Origin of the sequence: Candidatus Manganitrophus noduliformans, assembly GCF_012184425.1 — a bacterium.
In the GTDB taxonomy this organism is placed as follows: Bacteria; Nitrospirota; Nitrospiria; order SBBL01; family Manganitrophaceae; genus Manganitrophus; species Manganitrophus noduliformans.
On sequence record NZ_VTOW01000003.1, the window covers coordinates 269,629 to 286,510 of the forward strand.

The 16,882-nt window shown below is 59.3% G+C and carries 14 protein-coding genes; 13 read left to right on the top strand and 1 reads right to left on the bottom strand.

The window, feature by feature from the left end; translation table 11 throughout:
* The first annotated feature begins 126 nt into the window (after positions 1 to 126).
* Positions 127 to 942: a DUF3108 domain-containing protein gene (locus MNODULE_RS15870; RefSeq protein WP_168061646.1), complete on the top strand. Its 816-nt coding sequence runs from the start codon at positions 127 to 129 to the stop codon at positions 940 to 942.
* Between the two features lie 28 nt (positions 943 to 970).
* Here the strand turns inward: MNODULE_RS15870 and MNODULE_RS15875 are convergent, their stop codons facing one another.
* Positions 971 to 1,621 (bottom strand): arylesterase, encoded by a 651-nt coding sequence (locus tag MNODULE_RS15875; protein ID WP_168061648.1) that lies wholly within the window; start codon positions 1,619 to 1,621, stop codon positions 971 to 973.
* 202 nt (positions 1,622 to 1,823) lie between these two features.
* On the opposite strand from MNODULE_RS15875, the gene MNODULE_RS15880 reads away from it, so the two are divergent.
* The 12 genes from MNODULE_RS15880 (at position 1,824) to MNODULE_RS15935 (ending at position 16,710) form a co-directional block, all read left to right on the top strand.
* Positions 1,824 to 2,195 (top strand): response regulator, encoded by a 372-nt coding sequence (locus MNODULE_RS15880; protein ID WP_168061650.1) that lies wholly within the window; start codon positions 1,824 to 1,826, stop codon positions 2,193 to 2,195.
* Between the two features lie 16 nt (positions 2,196 to 2,211).
* Complete coding sequence (locus tag MNODULE_RS15885; protein ID WP_168061652.1) at positions 2,212 to 2,982, top strand: GAF domain-containing protein; 771 nt, start codon at positions 2,212 to 2,214, stop codon at positions 2,980 to 2,982.
* On the top strand, positions 2,979 to 3,476 hold the full coding sequence (locus tag MNODULE_RS15890; RefSeq protein WP_202882239.1) for a chemotaxis protein CheD: 498 nt from the start codon (positions 2,979 to 2,981) through the stop codon (positions 3,474 to 3,476). Before MNODULE_RS15885 ends, MNODULE_RS15890 begins: the two co-directional genes overlap by 4 nt.
* Positions 3,477 to 3,485: 9 nt before the next feature.
* Positions 3,486 to 5,162, top strand: coding sequence for a chemotaxis protein CheA (locus MNODULE_RS15895; protein WP_202882240.1), 1,677 nt, complete (start codon positions 3,486 to 3,488; stop codon positions 5,160 to 5,162).
* 248 nt (positions 5,163 to 5,410) lie between these two features.
* Positions 5,411 to 7,063 carry a methyl-accepting chemotaxis protein gene (locus MNODULE_RS15900; protein WP_168061654.1) on the top strand — a complete coding sequence of 551 codons (1,653 nt, stop codon included), beginning with the start codon at positions 5,411 to 5,413 and terminating at the stop codon, positions 7,061 to 7,063.
* Positions 7,064 to 7,104: 41 nt separating this feature from the next.
* Positions 7,105 to 7,914 (top strand): MHYT domain-containing protein, encoded by an 810-nt coding sequence (locus MNODULE_RS15905; protein ID WP_168061656.1) that lies wholly within the window; start codon positions 7,105 to 7,107, stop codon positions 7,912 to 7,914.
* A gap of 36 nt (positions 7,915 to 7,950) precedes the next feature.
* The gene (locus tag MNODULE_RS15910) at positions 7,951 to 8,469 is read left to right on the top strand and encodes a chemotaxis protein CheW (protein ID WP_168062577.1); all 519 of its coding nucleotides are present in this window, start codon (positions 7,951 to 7,953) and stop codon (positions 8,467 to 8,469) included.
* A complete protein-coding gene (locus MNODULE_RS15915; protein WP_168061658.1) occupies positions 8,469 to 9,374 on the top strand; it encodes a CheR family methyltransferase in 906 nt (301 codons plus the stop codon). Before MNODULE_RS15910 ends, MNODULE_RS15915 begins: the two co-directional genes overlap by 1 nt.
* Positions 9,356 to 10,456 carry a protein-glutamate methylesterase/protein-glutamine glutaminase gene (locus tag MNODULE_RS15920; protein ID WP_238339598.1) on the top strand — a complete coding sequence of 367 codons (1,101 nt, stop codon included), beginning with the start codon at positions 9,356 to 9,358 and terminating at the stop codon, positions 10,454 to 10,456. The genes MNODULE_RS15915 and MNODULE_RS15920 overlap by 19 nt, the downstream gene beginning before the upstream one ends.
* 78 nt (positions 10,457 to 10,534) lie before the next feature.
* Positions 10,535 to 11,215, top strand: a complete 681-nt coding sequence (locus MNODULE_RS15925; protein WP_168061660.1) for an ABC transporter ATP-binding protein — start codon at positions 10,535 to 10,537, stop codon at positions 11,213 to 11,215.
* A gap of 12 nt (positions 11,216 to 11,227) precedes the next feature.
* The gene (locus MNODULE_RS15930) at positions 11,228 to 13,822 is read left to right on the top strand and encodes an ABC transporter permease (protein WP_168061662.1); all 2,595 of its coding nucleotides are present in this window, start codon (positions 11,228 to 11,230) and stop codon (positions 13,820 to 13,822) included.
* A 107-nt stretch (positions 13,823 to 13,929) separates the two neighbouring features.
* The gene (locus tag MNODULE_RS15935) at positions 13,930 to 16,710 is read left to right on the top strand and encodes a PAS domain S-box protein (RefSeq protein WP_168061664.1); all 2,781 of its coding nucleotides are present in this window, start codon (positions 13,930 to 13,932) and stop codon (positions 16,708 to 16,710) included.
* The last annotated feature ends 172 nt before the right edge of the window (positions 16,711 to 16,882 follow it).

Consider the following 16,882-nt stretch of genomic DNA (forward strand, 5'->3'; position numbering starts at 1 on the left):
ACTACGCTTCCTTCCGAATGCCGATGAGATCGTGATCTGTTATTCTTTCCTTTACGATCGGGCGGGTTCTCGATGTCCTCCATCGACAGACGCTCCTATCCCATTTCGTCGGAAGGAAGAAAAATCATGAAGAAACGTGTCGCCCCCCTCCTTTTTTTCTTGATCCTTTTTCCCGCCTTGACGCTGGAGAGGATCTCTCCCGGCGCATTCGGCGCCATCCCCCCCGTCTCATACCGCTCGCCGGTTCCCTTCGCCCCCGGCGAGCGGTTCGTTTACGATGTCCTGCTCAATGACGCCAAGGTGGGGAAGGCGGTCATGAAGGTGGAGGAAACGATCCTGCAGGGGAGGGCGGTCTACCACCTGATCTCCGAGGTGAAATCGAGCGGTTTTTTTTCCCTTCTCGTTCCGATCAACGATCGGGTGGAGTCCTACATGGATATGAAGGGCCTCTATTCGCACCGGATTGAAATCCGAAAGGAGCGGCGCAGAAAGACGGAAGAAAAGGTGGTGACCTTCGATCAGGTCGGCCATCGCGCGGTTCAGTGGAAGAACAATGAAGCGGAGACGTTCGAAATTCCTCCCCGGGTTCAAGATTCCTTGAGCTCGCTTTATTTTTTCAGAACGCAGCCGCTTCCGGAGGCCGGCGAGGAGATTTCCATCGATATCCATGAGAGCGAAAAGAACGGCAAGCTGGAGGTCCGGAGTTTATCCAGGCAGCTTGTCACGACACCCGCCGGGACCTTTCAAACGACGAAAGTCGAGACGGCCCTCCCGAAAGAAAGCCCCCTTTCAAGCAAAGGCCGCTTTTTTATCTGGTTTACGGAGGACGACAAGCGGGTTCCGGTCTTGATGCAGACCGAGAGCAAGCGGGGGGTGATCACGGTGCTTCTCTCCTCGCAACGGGAAGGGAAGGCGCCTTCTCTCACCGCCGAAGCCTTTTGATCTCCCCTCCCCCTTTCTGGCCCTTCTCTTATTTGTTCAGCAACGGTTTGATGATCGGCCAGATTCGATCGACGATGACGCGATAACCCTGCCCCGTCGGATGGATGCCGTCGGCCTGGTTGAGATTCGATTGCGCGGCGACCCCGTCTAAGAAAAATGGGATCAATGTCAGTCGGTATCGCGCGGCGAGTCTCGGAAAAATCTTCTCAAACCCTTCCGTATACTCCTTCCCATAATTGGGCGGCATCTTCATCCCGGCTAAAATCACCTCCACCCCGGCTTCCTGGAGGCGCTCGATGATGCCGGCAAGGTTTTTTTCGGTTTGAATCAGGTCGAGCCCGCGCAGTCCGTCATTGGCGCCAAGCTCCAAAATGACGATCTCCGGCCGGCTTCGTAGGACCCAATCGACCCGGCGGAGTCCCCCCGCGGTCGTCTCCCCGCTCACCCCCGAATTGATGACCCGATAAGAAAAGCCGGCCTCTTTCAACTTTTCCTCCAGCACCGCCGGGTACCCTTCGCTCGCCGCGACCCCCAGGCCGGCCGTGAGGCTGTCGCCGAAGGCGACGATCACCCGCTCCCGTTCCTGCGCATGGGCCGCAAAGAAGGGGCTCCTTCCGGGATCATCCGCCGTCCCGAGAAGAAAAAAAACCAGTAAAAATAAAACGATCCCTTGCTTCAACTCTCCTCCCTCTTTCCGAAACTTGCTTTTCTGCGACTTTCAAAAAATTATTTTGTCATAAACAGGGCGATTGATCAAGTTTGTATCGGTAAGTGAATTCATGTTGTCTAATCGTATTCCTTGACGGAATGAAAAGATGTGCTAGATTTCATTACTGTGACGATCGGAAAGTTGACTGCGGAGAGAAAAAGGGAGGGAGATCGTGGGACGAAAGAAGATTTTGTTGGTGGATGACGCCAGCACCATCCTGATGATGGAGAAGATGATCCTGGCGAAGGGGGGATACGATCTGGTGACCGCCAAAGACGGCCGGGAGGCGGTCGAAAAAGCGGCGGCGGAGCGGCCCGATCTGATCCTCATGGATGTGATGATGCCGAATATGACCGGATTCGAGGCCTGTGTGCAGCTCCGGCAGAGTGATGCGACCCGATCGACCCCGATTATCCTGGTTACGACGCGGGGGGAAGAAGGAAACGTCGAAAAAGGCTATCAAAGCGGGTGCACCGATTATGTGACGAAGCCGATCAACGGCGTCGAGTTGATGTCGAAGGTCAAGACATATCTGGGCGAGTAGCGCAGGGAGGATTCGGATGGGCGAAGAGGAGAAGGGTGGAGAGGGATATGTCTGGAAGGTTCATGAAGAAACGCGCCGTTTTGCCAAGGACCTTCTGACGGAGAACGAGCGGCTCCGCAACCTGGTGGCGGGGCTGCAAAAAGAGAGGCGGGATTCCGAGGAGGCGCTTTCGACGATGCGGGCCGAGATCGAGCATCGTCGAAGGGAAGAAGAGGCCCTGAAGCGTCAAATGGCCGAGATTCGGGAGGAGAACCACAGCTTTTCCCAAAAATACCTGGAGGTCGAGGTTCAGAATTCCAACCTCGCCAATCTCTATGTGGCCAGTTACCGCCTGCATGGGACGTTGGACCGGAGGGAGATTCTCAGCTCCGTCCAGGAGATCATCATCAATCTGGTCGGTTGCGAGGAATTTGCGATCTTCGACCTGGATGACGGGGGAATGCTTACGTTGACCGCCTCGATGGGGATTGATACGGCGCGCTACGGGCGCATTCCGGTCGGGGAGGGGAAGATCGGCGAGACGGTCAGGGCCGGGGAAATTTATCTCGCCAAGGAGAACGGGGCGGACCCCGCTGCCTCCGACCGGACCCCGCTGATCGCCTGCATTCCGTTAAAGGTGGAGGGAAAGGTGACCGGCGTGATCGCTATTTTCAGGCTGCTCCAACATAAAACGGCGTTGGAAGCGATCGATCAGGAGATGTTCGATCTTCTGGCAACCCACGCCGCCATGTCCCTCTATTGCGCGGGCCTTCACGCGCGAGTGGCCGCGGGGGTGAGGGGGGCGTGAGTGGAAGCGCCGGCCGCCCCGCCGGCAGAGAGGCGCAGGGCGGGCGCTTGAAGGTCTATCTCCATCCCGGACAGTTTCGTGTCTCCTCCGAGCCGGCTGCGGTGACGACGATTTTGGGATCATGCGTGGCGGTCTGTCTCTGGGATCCTCTGTTGAAGGTCGGCGGAATCAACCATTATCTCCTCCCCCACTGGGCGGGGGGTGTCGCCGCGTCGTTTCGATACGGCAATGTGGCGGTGCAGTGCCTCATTGAAAGTCTGCTCTCCCTCGGATGCGTGAAGGAGCGGCTGGTGGCCAAGCTCTTCGGAGGGGCTTGCGTCATCGAGGCTTTTAAAGAGGGTGAGAACCATCTCGGAATGAAGAACGTCGGGGTCGCCCGAAGGCTTTTAGAAGAAGCGGGGATAGGAATCATCGGGGAAGATGTGGGGGGGCGGTATGGCCGCAAATTGATCTTCCAGACCGATGACGGCGTTGTCTGGGTGAAATCGCTATAAGAGGGATCGATGGAACGAGAGCCGAAAGAGATGAGTCCCGAGGATATCACCCTGGAAATGGTTCTGAAGACCTTTCTGGTCGAGGCGGAGGAGAATCTCTCCAAGATGGAGGAGTTGTTGATCACGCTCGAAACGGAGCCGGAGAATGACGAACTCTTTCACACGATCTTTCGGATGGCGCACACATTGAAGGGGAATGCGTCAAGCCTCGGCTTCGTCCAGACGGCCGAGTCGGCTCACGTCGTCGAGGATCTTCTTCAGCGGTTGAGAAACCGGACGCTTCCAGTCCATGATCGGCTGATCAGTCTGCTGCTGCAAGCCGTTGATTATCTCCGGCGGATCGTCATCGAGGAAACCGAAGCCGGAACGGTCTCTTCGGCGGCCCTCAATTTTTTTCGGCGACTTCCATTGGCGGCCGTGGAAGGAGAAGAGATCCCTGTCGACGCTCCGACGCAGGATCGCCGCAAGGAGCCGGGAAGAAGGGAAGGGGATCGCCATTTTACGAATGAACGGACCAAGACCCTCCGAATCGACATCGATCGATTAGACCGGCTGTTGAATCTTGCCGGCGAGGTTGCGATTGCCCAGGGACGCCTCGGACAGTTGCTGGAATGGAAAGGGAGAAGAGAGGATCTCCTGGAAGCGCATCAGGAGGCGAACCGCCTTTTCATCGACCTGCAGGAGCAGGTGATGAAGATTCGAATGGTTCCGGTCGGCCCGATCTTTCGACCGCATCTGAGGACTGTCCGGGATGTCGCCAGAGCCCATGGGAAAAGCGCCCGCCTCAGCCTGGAAGGGGAGGAGGTGGAGGTCGACACCACCGTGATCGAGCATTTGAAAGATCCGCTGGTTCACATGATCCGGAACGCCCTCGACCATGGGATTGAGCCGCCCGACCGGAGAAAAGCGCTCGGAAAAGATCCATGCGGCCGCCTGGTCCTTCGCGCCTTCCATGACGCGGGAAGCATCGTGATCCAACTCGAAGACGACGGGGCGGGACTCAACCGGCGGCGGATCATCGAGAAGGCCCTCTCGAAAGGGATGATCGCGAGCGCGGAGGGGCTGTCGGACGAGGAGGTTTACCGGTTCATCTTCGAGCCCGGGTTCTCCACCGCGGAAGCGGTGACCGATCTCTCCGGACGGGGGGTCGGGATGGATGTCGTCAAACGAAACATTGATGCCTTGCGCGGATCGATCTCGGTCGAGAGCAACGAGGGGAAGGGGACGACGATTACCTTTCGGCTCCCGCTGACCCTGGCGATCATCGAAGGGTTCGCGGTGGGGGTCGGCTCCGAGACCTATATCCTTCCCCTCGAGGCGGTCACGGAATGTGTGGAGCTGCCGAGGGAGGAGAGCGTCCATCCGAACGGCGACGGCGTGATCTCCCTTCGCGGGAGGCCGCTTCCCTATCTGCATCTTCGGAGTCTGTTCCATCTGGGGGGAAGCCCTCCCCGCCGGCAGAGCGTGGTGGTTGTGAATTCGGGAGGGAAGGAGGCCGGTTTGGTGGTCGATCTCCTCCACGGCGAGATGCAGGCGGTGATCAAATCGTTGGGAAAACTTTTTCATGGCCTTCCGGGGATCTCCGGCTCGACGATTTTAGGAGACGGACGGGTGGCGCTGATTTTGGATGTGCCGGGATTGCTGCGTGAGGCGGTGAAACGCCGACCGGAGAGAATCGCCGGGTAAGTGAACACGCACGCGCGTCGCATTCCCCGCCCCCTGGGGGCGAGGGTTAGACGCGCGAATACAAATAGAATTTTCTCCTTTCGGTCGAAGATGGCTTCGCGATGTGAGTAGAAGTACTTCGTACCCGATTTATAACTGCACATTCCCCGCTGCTTGCGGCGGGGAGCTTCAATGGAGGTGGCTCCGGGCCGCTGATGAACGGTCTTCCGTTGTACGGTTTTTCTTAACGCCCTTTGCAGGAGGTAGAGATGTTTAAAGATATGACGGTGAAATCGAAAGTGATCCTTTTGCCCATCCTGGCGACCGTCGCTTTTGTCATCATGATTCTTGTCGTCCTCTTCATGGGGAACAAGAACAGAGCGCTGTTTGATCGAATCGAGACCGGCTACTATCCCGCATTGCGATTGAGCCAGGAGCTGCAGAAGTCGTTTGGCGCGCTTCATCTCGTCTTGGAAGAGGTCGTCACGGCCGGAAAAATCGAGGAGCTCAAAACCGCCGAAGCGATTCAAGATGAATTGATCAAGAAGCTGGAGAGCGGGAAGCAAAATCGGGAGATCGCGGCGTCCGAGATAGAACGGATGATCGGGATGTTCCAGGACTATTATTCCGAAGCGCGACAGGCCGCGCTGCAAGGGAGGGGAAGGGGCGCTTTCCCCGACGCGGTCAAGGCAAAATACGACGACCTGGCCGAGAAACTAAACACCGTCATCCGCCAGAATGAATCGGTCATCTCCGCCGCGTTCGTTCAGGCCGACAATAATGAGCGGATGTTGATGGTGATCATCGCCATCATCAGCTTCGTCTGCGTGGTCTGTCTGGCGGGACTGTCGATCGCCCTCATCATCTCTTTTACCACCCCCCTCGGCCGGGCGGTGGATGTCGCCAATCAGGTGGCCCAGGGCGAGATGACGGCCCGAATCGACGTCACCTCGAAAGACGAGGTCGGGCAGCTCCTGCTTGCCTTGGATGTCATGATTTCGAAATTCAGACAGATCATCACGCAGGTCCGGAGTCAAGCCGATTCCCTGACCTCCGCCTCGTCGCAGGTCTCCGCTTCGTCGCAGGGGGTGTCGAAGGGGACGAGCGAGCAGGCCGCGTCGGTGGAAGAGGTCACTTCCAGTCTGGAGGAGATGAGCGCCTCCATCACGCAGAACGCCGACAACTCCCGGCAGATGGAGCAGATGGCGGTCAAAGGGGCGAAGGATGCCGAGGAGAGCGGAAAGGCGGTGACGGAAACGGTCGACGCGATGAAGGAGATCGCGGAGAAGGTCTCGGTGATCGAAGAGATCGCTTATCAGACGAACCTGCTTGCCCTGAATGCGGCGATCGAGGCGGCGCGGGTCGGAGAGCATGGAAGAGGGTTCGCCGTGGTGGCGACCGAGGTCAGAAAGCTGGCGGAGCGAAGCCAGACGGCGGCGGAGGAGATCGGGAAGGTGGCCGGCTCCAGCGTCAAGATGGCGGAGCGCGCGGGAGAGATGCTCTCCGCGCTGGTTCCTTTGATCCGGAAAACGGCGGAGTTGGTCCAAGAGGTGGCGGCGGCCTCCCGGGAGCAATCGTCGGGGGTGATGCAGATCAACAAGGCGATGGGACAGGTCGACCAGGTGACCCAGCGCAATGCCGCGGCGGCGGAGGAGCTTTCGAGCACGGCGGAGGAGATGTCTTCTCAGGCGATTGCATTGCAACAGCTGATGGCCTACTTCCGGTTCGGAAAAGACGAGATGGGGGAACAACGCCAGGATCTCATCGAAACGGCTCCGGCGCATGAGAGGGAGGAGCTCCTGTTACAGGAAGCGAAGGACAGGGCCGCTTCACTCGCGGGGGTGAAGGAGGGAAGGCGAAGCGAGGAGGGAAACGGTGCGACCCCTGCGGAAGAGCACGATCATGAATTCAAGCGTTTCTAATAAAGGAAGTGCGGTAACAACACCAAGCAAGGAGGTATGAAATGTTAAACACAGGGATGAATATGGCCATGACGAGCAGCTACGACATGCTGCTGGTCGTTCTTTCAATTGTCGTTGCCATCGTGGCATCGTACACGGCGTTGAACCTCGCCGGGCGGGTCACGGCGGCGCAGGGAGGGTCGCGCACCGTATGGTTGCTGGGAGGGGCCACTGCGATGGGAATCGGCATCTGGTCGATGCATTTCATCGGCATGCTTGCCTTCAGCCTTCCGGTTCCGATTTCGTATGACATCGGAATTACGATCTTTTCGATGATCGCGGCGATCATCGCCTCGGCGATCGCCCTCTTTATCGTCAGCCGCAATGAGATGGGGCTTACCCAGTTGCTGCTCGGCGGGGTTTTGATGGGGGTCGGAATCGGGGTCATGCACTACTCCGGGATGTGGGCGGTGCGGGTCGATGCGACCGTTTCGTATGATCCGGTTTTTTTCCTTCTCTCCGTCGTCATCGCCGTGGTGGTGTCGGTTGTCGCCCTCTGGCTCTCTTTCCATCTGCGTAACGAGACGGGGGGGATCGGGTTGCTTCAAAAGGGAATCAGCGCCTTCGTGATGGGGGGGGCGATCGTCGGACTCCATTATACGGCGATGATGGCGTCGAATTTCATGCCGACCGCCTCCTCGGCGACCGCGTCGGCGGCCTCCGCGACGGGGATGAACAGCTCCTCGCTGGCATGGGGGGTCGGCATTGCGACCCTGCTTGTCCTCGGGCTGGCGTTGATCAGCTCCATGATGAGCCAGCGAATGTCGGTCGGCCCGGTCGGCATTCCGAAAGAAGCCCGGCCGGCCCGTTAACACTTTCTGGCGAGGAAGGACAAAATCGTGAATCAGATGACCCATCAGATGCAGTACCTGACCTTCCATCTGTCCGGAGAGGAATATGCGATCGATATTCTCCAGGTGAAGGAGATTATCGAATATGACGCTCTGACGAAGGTTCCGATGACCCCTCCCTGGGTGCGGGGGGTCATCAACCTTCGGGGGAGCGTGGCGGCGGTGATCGACCTGGCGGTGAAGTTCGGACACCCGGAGAGCCCGGTCGGCAAGCGGACCTGTATCGTGATCGTCGAGGTCGATCTGGGAGGGGAGCGTTCGGTCATGGGGATCATGGCCGATGCCGTCAGCCAGGTGATGGCGTTCTCTCCCGAGCAGGTGACCCCGCCGCCGGCCTTCGGAACCAAGATCCGAACCGATTATTTGAAAGGGATGGGGAAGGCCGGGAAGAAATTCGTTTTGATTTTGGATGCCGACCGCGTTTTATCCGCCGACGAGCTGCAGGTGGTGGCGTCGCTCCAGGAAGCGGCCGGGTCCGATCCGCGTCCTGCTGAAGAGCGCGAGCCGGGACGGTGATGAAAGAGGAAGAGAGGCCGGCGCGGGAGCGGATCGCTCTTCGGCCGATGACGGATCGGGAATTTTCTCTCTTTCAGGAGCTGATTTACAAAGAGGCCGGCATTTACCTCTCTTCAGTCAAAAACACGCTGCTGGCCGGTCGATTGACCCGCCGGCTCCGGGAGCTCGGCCTCCCCTCCTTCGAGGCTTACTACCGCTTCGTCCTTCAAGAGGGGGAAGCGGAGCGAATTCTCCTTCTCGACGCCGTCACCACCAACGAGACCCATTTCTTCCGCGAGCCGGGACAATTCGAGTTTCTCGAACGGCGGCTTCTGCCGGAGTGGTCCCGCGAGGGGGAGTCGGGACGGCGGCCCCGAAAGATCCGGGTTTGGAGCGCCGGCTGCTCCACCGGGGAGGAACCCTACTCCCTCGCGATGAGTCTGCTGCTTCAATTCCCGTTCACTTCCGGGTGGCGGATCGAAGTCTTGGCGACCGATCTCTCCACCCGCGCGCTGGAGCGGGCCCGGAAGGGGGTCTGGCCGATCGAAAAGGCGAAGGAGATCCCGCCCCGCTATCTTCAACCCTTTATGTTGAGGGGGACCGGAAGCCAAGAGGGGAAAATCAAAGCCGGCCCGGAGATCCGCTCCATCGTTCAATTCGAGCGGCTCAATCTCAACGAAGAAGTCTATCCCACCTCAGGACCGCTGGACCTCATTTTTTGCCGGAACGTTCTCATCTATTTTGACGCCGAATCGAAACGCCGCGTCATCGACCGCTTGCTCCGCGCGCTCTCGCCGACGGGGTATCTCTTTATCGGTCATGCGGAGAGCCTCACCGGACTGGCCGATCGCGTCCGGAGCGTCCTCCCGACGGTCTACGTGAAGGGGGGAGGTCGGGGGAATGCCGAATGGAGCCGAAAACCATGACGATGGAAAACGGAGCGGGGCGTTTTTTGAATGTGTTGGTGGTGGATGATTCCGCCGTCGTCCGCCAGACGATGATCGCCCTGCTCTCGCGGGAGAAGGACATCCACGTCGTCACCGCGGCCGATCCGTTGATCGCCATCGGCAAGATGCAGCAGACCCGGCCCGATGTGATCCTCCTCGACCTCGAAATGCCCCGGATGGACGGTTTAACCTTTCTCAAAAAGATCATGGCCGAAGATCCGATTCCGGTCGTGATCTGCTCCAGCCTTGCCGAAGAAGGGTCGGAAGCGGCGCTTCGGGCGATGGAAGAGGGAGCGGTCGAGATCATCACCAAGCCGAAAATGGGGGTCAAAGATTTTCTTTCCGAATCGGCCCGCGCTTTGACGGAGATGGTGCGGGGGGCGGCCCATGCGCGCCTCCGGCCTTCTGCGTCGCCCCTCCGATCGTCGGGAAAGAAACAAAACGCCGATGTCATCCTCCCGCCGGGGAGCAGGCGTCCGCTGACCTTTACAACCGACAAGATCGTCGCGATCGGCGCCTCCACCGGGGGAACCGAAGCGCTCCGGGAGTGCCTCGAAGCGATGCCCCCCGACGCCCCCGGGATCGTCATCGTCCAACATATGCCGGAGGGTTTCACCAAAGCGTTCGCCAATCGCCTCAACCAACGCTGCGGGATCGAGGTCAAGGAGGCGGCGCACGGGGATCGGGTGATCCCCGGCCGGGCTTTGATCGCGCCGGGGAACCATCATATGCTCCTCACCTGCGACGGCGCTCATTACGCCGTGGAGATCGTCGACGGCCCGCCGGTTTCCCGCCACCGTCCGAGTGTCGATGTCCTCTTCCGCTCGGTTGCCAAGGCGGCGGGGCCGAACGCGGTCGGCGTCATCATGACCGGGATGGGAGACGACGGGGCGGCGGGCCTCCTGGAGATGAAACAGGCGGGGGCGACGACTGTTGCCCAGGACGAGGCGACCTGCATCGTCTTCGGCATGCCGAAGGAGGCGATCGCCCGGGGGGCCGTCGATGAGGTTCTCCCTCTTCCTTTGATATCCACCTTCCTCCTTAAGAAGTTGGCTCGATAAGCGAATCTCTTCCGCTTCTGTTCCTTCCTTTCCGCCTGGTGTATAATACGAGCTTGTGTTTGAGGACGAGGAGCGCCCATGATTGAAATTTCCAATCTCACGATGCAACTCACCAGCGGCGGAAGGACCGTCACCATTTTAGACGGGATCGATCTTTCCGTTCCCGCCAAGCAGTTCCTTGCCGTGGTCGGCCCTTCCGGGAGCGGCAAGTCGACCCTGCTCGGGCTGATCGCCGGACTCGACCGGCCGACCTCCGGGTCGATCCGGATCGACGGCGTCTCCCTCTCCGCGTTGAGCGAAGATGATCTCGCGCGCCTCCGCCGGGAAAAGGTCGGAATGATCTTCCAGTCGTTCCATCTCATCCCGACGCTGACCGCCCTGGAGAACGTCCAGGTCCCGCTGGAGCTTCGGGGAGAGGGGTCCGCCGACCGGGAAGCGATCCGTCTTCTCGATGCGGTGGGGCTGGGCGATCGGAAACATCATTATCCGGTCCAGCTTTCGGGCGGGGAGCAGCAGCGGGTCGCCGTCGCCCGGGCTTATTCGGCGAAGCCGGCCCTTCTCCTCGCCGATGAGCCGACCGGCAATCTCGATTCCGCCAACGGCGCCCGCGTCATCGATCTCCTTCTTCAGCTTCACCGCGATCAGGGGAGCACGCTGATTTTGGTCACCCACGATCCGTCGCTGGCGGCCCGGGCCGAGCGGGTCCTCTCGCTGCGCGACGGGAAGGTCGTGGGGGATGAGTTAAGGAACGAAGGATAACGGAAGTCTGACATGGCCTTTTTTATTTTCAAAATGATTTGGCGCGAAGCGCGCGGCTCCCTCCGGCATTTCCTCTCGTTTCTCTTCTCGATCGCCCTCGGCGTCGGATCGATCGTGGCGGTCGGCATCATCGCGGCCAATCTGGAAGAGATGACCTTCCATGAGGCGCGCAATCTCCTCACGGCCGATCTGGAGGCGCGGTTAAGGCAGCCGTTGTCGCCGGAGGGGGAGGCGGCGCTGGCCGATTTGACCGGCCAAGGAATTCGACTGGTCCGGATCACCGAAATGATCGGCATGGCCGCCACCGACCCCTCCTCTCAAGACGCGCCGCAAGGGTATCAGTCGCAGCTCGTGGAGTTAAAGGCGGTCGAGCCGGGCTATCCTTTCTACGGGCGGTTTGCCGTCGATCCGCCGACCTCCGACCCGTTTCAAGATCCCGAAGCGGCCTGGGTTCAGGAAGGGCTGTTGATTCGGCTTGGCCTTCAGGTGGGCGACCGGCTCAAGCTGGGGGAGGCCGCCTTCACGATCAAGGGGGTCATCCGCAGAGAGCCCGACCGGGCCGTCGGAACGTTTACCCTGGGGCCGCGCGTCATGTTGTCTCAGGAGGGATTGGCGCGGACGAAGCTGGTCCAAACCGGGAGCCGGATCAACCGGCGAATTCTCTTTCAGACCCCGGAGCCCTGGAACGCCGACTCCCTCAAAACCGAATTAGAGGAGCGGTGGGCGAGCGAATCGGTCCGGCTGAAGACCTACCGGGAGTCTCAGCCCCGTCTCGGGCGGTTTCTTGAGAATTTCACCACCTACCTCGGTCTCGTCGGCCTGATTACCTTGATGATCGGGGGGATCGCCGTGGCGAGCAACATCCATGCTTTTTTGACCGAGCGGATCGGGACGATCGCCATTCTCAAATCGCTCGGGAGTCCCGCTTTTTCCGTCCTTCTGATCTATCTTCTCCTGGCCGCTTTTCTCGGGGCCGTCGGCAGCCTCCTCGGCGTCGGCCTGGGGGTGGCGATGTATCAATCGCTCCTCGGGCTTCTCACCCGATTTCTCCCCCCCGGTTTCGCTTTCGAGATGTCTTTCCTTCCGATTTTCCGGGGCGTGGCCATGGGGGTGGGAACGACCATCCTCTTCTCCCTCTGGCCGCTTCAAAAAGTCTGGCGGATCGCGCCGTCGCGGGTCTTCCGGCAGGAGGTGGAAGATTCTTTTGGGGAGCCCGGGAGAGGGAGGGAGGCGATCGGGGAGAACTCCAAAAGGTTCTTCTCTTTTTTCTCATCCCGCTCCTTCGCGCTGGGCCTCCTCATTGTCCTCGGATGGGCCGGGCTCTCGATCTGGCAAGCGGGGTCGTGGCGATTGGGTAGCTGGGTGATCGGCGGGGTGGCGTCGGCGGTCGTCCTTCTGCTCGGGGCGACCTGGGGGGCGTTACGATTGATCCGCATCTTCGGCCGCCCCCGGCCGCTGATTTTCCGCTACGGGATCGGCAACCTCACCCGCCCCGGACGGCAGATCATGACGGTGGTCCTTTCGATCGGGATCGGCGTGTTGATTCTCCTCACGCTGTTGCAGGTGGAGAAGAATCTCCTGGCCAATCTTCAGCAGAATATTCCGGACGATGCGCCGAGTCTCTTTTTTATCGACCTTCAGCCCGACCAAAAAGAGCCGTTCGAGAAGATCATGGCGAAGTGGGATCTAAAAAAGCCGGTCGAGCTGACCCCGCTGGTCCGCTCGCGGCTTTTCGATTTAAACGGCCAAAAGGTCTCCGAGATTCAGGTCGAGGAGCGTCCCGACGGATGGTACTTCACCCGGGAGTATGTTCTGACCTACCAACAGGGTCTTCCGAAGCACAATACGATCCGCAAGGGCGAATGGTGGGAAGGGGGGAATCCCAACGGCGCGGTTGCCCGGATCTCGGCGGAGGCGGAGGCGGCGCGGCATCTCGGGATCGGGATCGGCTCGAAGGTCACCTTTGATATCCAAGGGGTTCCGATCGAGGGGGAGGTGACGAGCATCCGTGATGTCGATTGGGGAAGCCTCTCGACGAACTTCTTCTTCATCTTCGAGCCGGGGGCGCTCGACGGCGCGCCGATTACCTATGTGGCGACCGCAACGACGACCCCCGCGGAGGACCTTCCGATCCAGAACGCCGTCATTCGCGCCTTTCCGAATGTCACCGTCATCCATCTGCGGGAAATCCTGGAGACGATCGCCGGAATCCTCAGAGAGATCACCCGGACGGTCCGGTTCATGGCCCTTTTCGGCTTTGCCGTCGGGCTGATCGTCCTCTCCGGCGCGATTGCGGCGACCCGCGCCCGCCGGCTTCACGAAATGACCCTCTTCAAAACCCTCGGGGCGACCCGGCCGACGCTGCTTGCGATCATGGCGGTGGAGTACGGCCTTCTCGGCCTTCTTGCCGCCGCCGTCGGCGGCCTCCTCTCGATCGGGCTTTCCTGGGGGATCGTCCATTTCTTTCTCGATCTGCCGTGGCGGTTTGACGGCGTCTCCCTCTTGCAAGGGGTGATCGCGACCCTTCTTCTGACCCTCCTGACCGGTTTCTTGATGACCTACCGGATCTTGGGACAAAAGCCGCTGGCGATTCTCCGCGCCGAGTAAATTCCCCCTTCCCTGTCATCCTATTGAACGACCCTCTTTAATGCCGTAGAATAAATAAAGAGTATCTACATAATAACCACAGCTCAGACACATCCGGGAATTGATGAATGGATCGCGATCGGGAAGGCATCCGAACGAGCAAGACCCAGTCAAAATTAAAGAACCCCATCGAAAAAAATCGGATCGGCAAGCGCTCTCCGTCGAAAAAAGGGGGTGAAGCGCCATTTGAATCGATCCATCTCCAGTGGAAGCGGTTTCTTCAAGGGCTTCCGCCCGAGGGGCCGCTGCGAAATGTGATCCTGGAGTCGTGGCGGCGGAGCCGCGCCGACGGCATCGATCCGGCACCGTCTCAACTTTCCCCCCGTCGCATTACAGAAGATGATCTTCAGGCTCGGCTCGACACGAACCGAGAGTTGGTCGATATCGCCGCCCTTCATCTGGATTGGATCTCCTCTTCATTGGCGCAGATCCTTCATGCCGTCTTTTTGGTCGATCGGGACGGCATCGTCCTTTATGCGACCGGAAACGATTCCCGCATGAGAGAGTCGTTCCATGTGGAACCGGGATATGATTGGTCCGAACGGAAAATGGGGACCAATGCGGTCGGAACGGCCCTGGCGGGGAACCAGGCGATCGCGGTCTCGGGGCCGGAGCATTTCATTCAACTGTTTCATCATTATGCCTGCACAGGGGTTCCGATCCATGCAAATGGCCAGGTCGTCGGCGCGATCGGCATCGGGACCCCCGTTGCGGACGGCCATCCGGAGCGGATGATCCTGACCTCCCACACGGCCTATGTCATCGAGCAGGAGTTGATGCATCGGCAGACCGCAAGCCAAGCGGAGTCGATCAAAGCCGAGGCGATGATGCTCCTGTCCAACTCGCTCGATTATAAAACCATCCTTTCCATCATTGCGCGCCTGGTTGTCCCTCGGTTAGCCGATTGGTGCATCATCGATATGGTCGAAGAGAATCAGTTAATTGTTCGATGTGCGGTGGCGCATGCCGATCCTTCCAAAAGCACCCTCGCACATGATCTTCGGCATCAGTCGCTCAATCCGGATGTGCCTTATGGCGCTCCTCGGGTGACACGGACCGGTCGATCGGAGCTCTACCCTGAAATTTCCGATTTGGCCAAGAAGGAAGGGGCCTCGGATGAGAGGCACTTTCGCTTGATCCAGCAAATGAATGCGATCTCAGGTATGGTGGTGCCGATTCCGGGTCGGGGTCGGGTGATGGGGGCGATCACCTTCATCTCGGCAGAATCGGGCCGGCGTTATAACCGGGTCGATCTGGCTCTCGCGGAAGATCTCGCCCGCCGGGCAGGGCTTGCTATTGAGAACGCGCAGCTCTATCGCGCGGCCCAAGAAGAAATCGCGGAGCGAAAGCGGACGCAAGAGGCGCTGCGTCGAAGTGAGGAGCGGTTTCGCCAGGTGAGCGAGAGCGGCATCGTGAGCCTCGCCTTCTTCGATCTAACCGGGCGGATTACCGATGCCAATGATGCGTTTCTCAAAATGATCGACTTTACACGGGAGGAACTCCTCGAAGGGAAAGTGCGTTGGGATCAACTGACGCCGCCGGAATGGATGGAGCGGACACGGCAAGCGGTCCAAGAATTTAAGACGCGAGGCCGGTGCACCCCTTATGAGAAAGAATATTTCCGAAAAGACGGCACCCGGTTCTGGGGTCTGTTCGGCGGCGCCATGCTTGAAAGTGGAGCGGAGGGGGTTGCCTTTGTGGTCGATATCACCGAGCGCAAGCGGGCGGAGGCGGCGCTTCGGAACAGCCGGGAACAGCTCCAGGCGATTCTCGATAATACGACGGCCGTGGTTTATCTGATGAGCATCGATCATCGGTTCATGATGGTCAACCGGCAATTTGAAAGGCTCTTTGATTTAAAGAAAGCAGAGGTGGACGGCAAATCAATCGATGACCTCTTCCCTAAAGAGGTGGCCGATGCTTTCCGCGCCAATAATGAAAACGTGCTGGAAGCCGAACACGCTTTGGAATTCGAAGAGGAGGTTCCGCTGGTGGACGGCGTCCACGTTTACCTTTCCATGAAGGTTCCTCTCTTCGATCAAACCGGGAAACCGTATGCGATCTGCGGCATCTCCAGCGACATCACCGATCGAAAGCGGATGGAGGAGACCCTCAGGCAAAAGACCCGCGAGGCGGAGGAGGCGAGCCGGGCCAAATCACAGTTTGTGTCGATTATCTCGCATGAGCTGCGAACGCCGCTCAACGCCATCATCGGTTACTCCGGTCTCCTGAAGCGTCCCGAATTTACCGAACGGCCGGGCAAGCGGTCGGAGATGAACGACCGTATTTACTACAACGCCCACATTCTTTTGGAGCTGATCAACAATCTTCTGAACCTCAACCGGATGGAGGCGGGGCAGATGCCGGTGGAGGCGGAGACGGTGTTTCTCGCCGACGTGGTCGGCGGCATTGTCGAGAATCTCAGGCCGATGGGAGAGGAGAAGGGGCTGAAGGTGGCGTTCATCAATGAAGACGGCCCGCTGCCGATTCACTCCGACTCCAAGAAGATCGAGCAGATCGTCACCAACCTCATCTCCAACGCCATCAAATTCACCGATCACGGCGCGGTGACGGTGCGGCTGTCGGACCGCTCGGCCGAGCAGCGGGCCGTCATCGAAGTGTCGGACACCGGCATCGGGATCGGCGAGGGGGATCTTCCGCGTCTTTTTGAGCCGTTCTACCAGGCCGATCCTTCCGATACCCGATCTTATGAGGGGACCGGATTGGGGCTCTCCATCGTGAAGAAATTTACCGAACTGCTCGGAGGGACCGTCCGGGTGGCGAGCACGTTGGGGGCCGGGGCGACCTTCACCCTCTCCCTCCCCTATGAACGGAAGCCTCCGTCGTAAATCTCCGTTTTCCCTCCTCTTGAACCGTTATTTTTGTAGGCGTAAGATAGATAGAGTGAACAGGCTTACATTCAAGAGATGAGCTTGGGTCATCCCAAGCGAGGATGAAGATGGATCGCGATCTAGAAAAGCTGCGGTCGAGGAAAACATCTCGAAGTCAAGAGACCGCAGA

Excerpts from the sequence above, each read along its gene's own strand:
- MNODULE_RS15925 (WP_168061660.1), top strand. The coding sequence starts at position 10,535 with ATGATTGAAATTTCCAATCTCACGATGCAACTCACCAGCGGCGGAAGG.
- MNODULE_RS15910 (WP_168062577.1), top strand. The coding sequence starts at position 7,951 with ATGACCCATCAGATGCAGTACCTGACCTTCCATCTGTCCGGAGAGGAA.
- MNODULE_RS15915 (WP_168061658.1), top strand. The coding sequence starts at position 8,469 with ATGAAAGAGGAAGAGAGGCCGGCGCGGGAGCGGATCGCTCTTCGGCCG.
- MNODULE_RS15905 (WP_168061656.1), top strand. The coding sequence starts at position 7,105 with ATGTTAAACACAGGGATGAATATGGCCATGACGAGCAGCTACGACATG.
- MNODULE_RS15870 (WP_168061646.1), top strand. The coding sequence starts at position 127 with ATGAAGAAACGTGTCGCCCCCCTCCTTTTTTTCTTGATCCTTTTTCCC.
- MNODULE_RS15935 (WP_168061664.1), top strand. The coding sequence starts at position 13,930 with ATGGATCGCGATCGGGAAGGCATCCGAACGAGCAAGACCCAGTCAAAA.
- MNODULE_RS15930 (WP_168061662.1), top strand. The coding sequence starts at position 11,228 with ATGGCCTTTTTTATTTTCAAAATGATTTGGCGCGAAGCGCGCGGCTCC.
- MNODULE_RS15900 (WP_168061654.1), top strand. The coding sequence starts at position 5,411 with ATGTTTAAAGATATGACGGTGAAATCGAAAGTGATCCTTTTGCCCATC.
- MNODULE_RS15920 (WP_238339598.1), top strand. The coding sequence starts at position 9,356 with ATGGAGCCGAAAACCATGACGATGGAAAACGGAGCGGGGCGTTTTTTG.
- MNODULE_RS15895 (WP_202882240.1), top strand. The coding sequence starts at position 3,486 with ATGGAACGAGAGCCGAAAGAGATGAGTCCCGAGGATATCACCCTGGAA.
- MNODULE_RS15885 (WP_168061652.1), top strand. The coding sequence starts at position 2,212 with ATGGGCGAAGAGGAGAAGGGTGGAGAGGGATATGTCTGGAAGGTTCAT.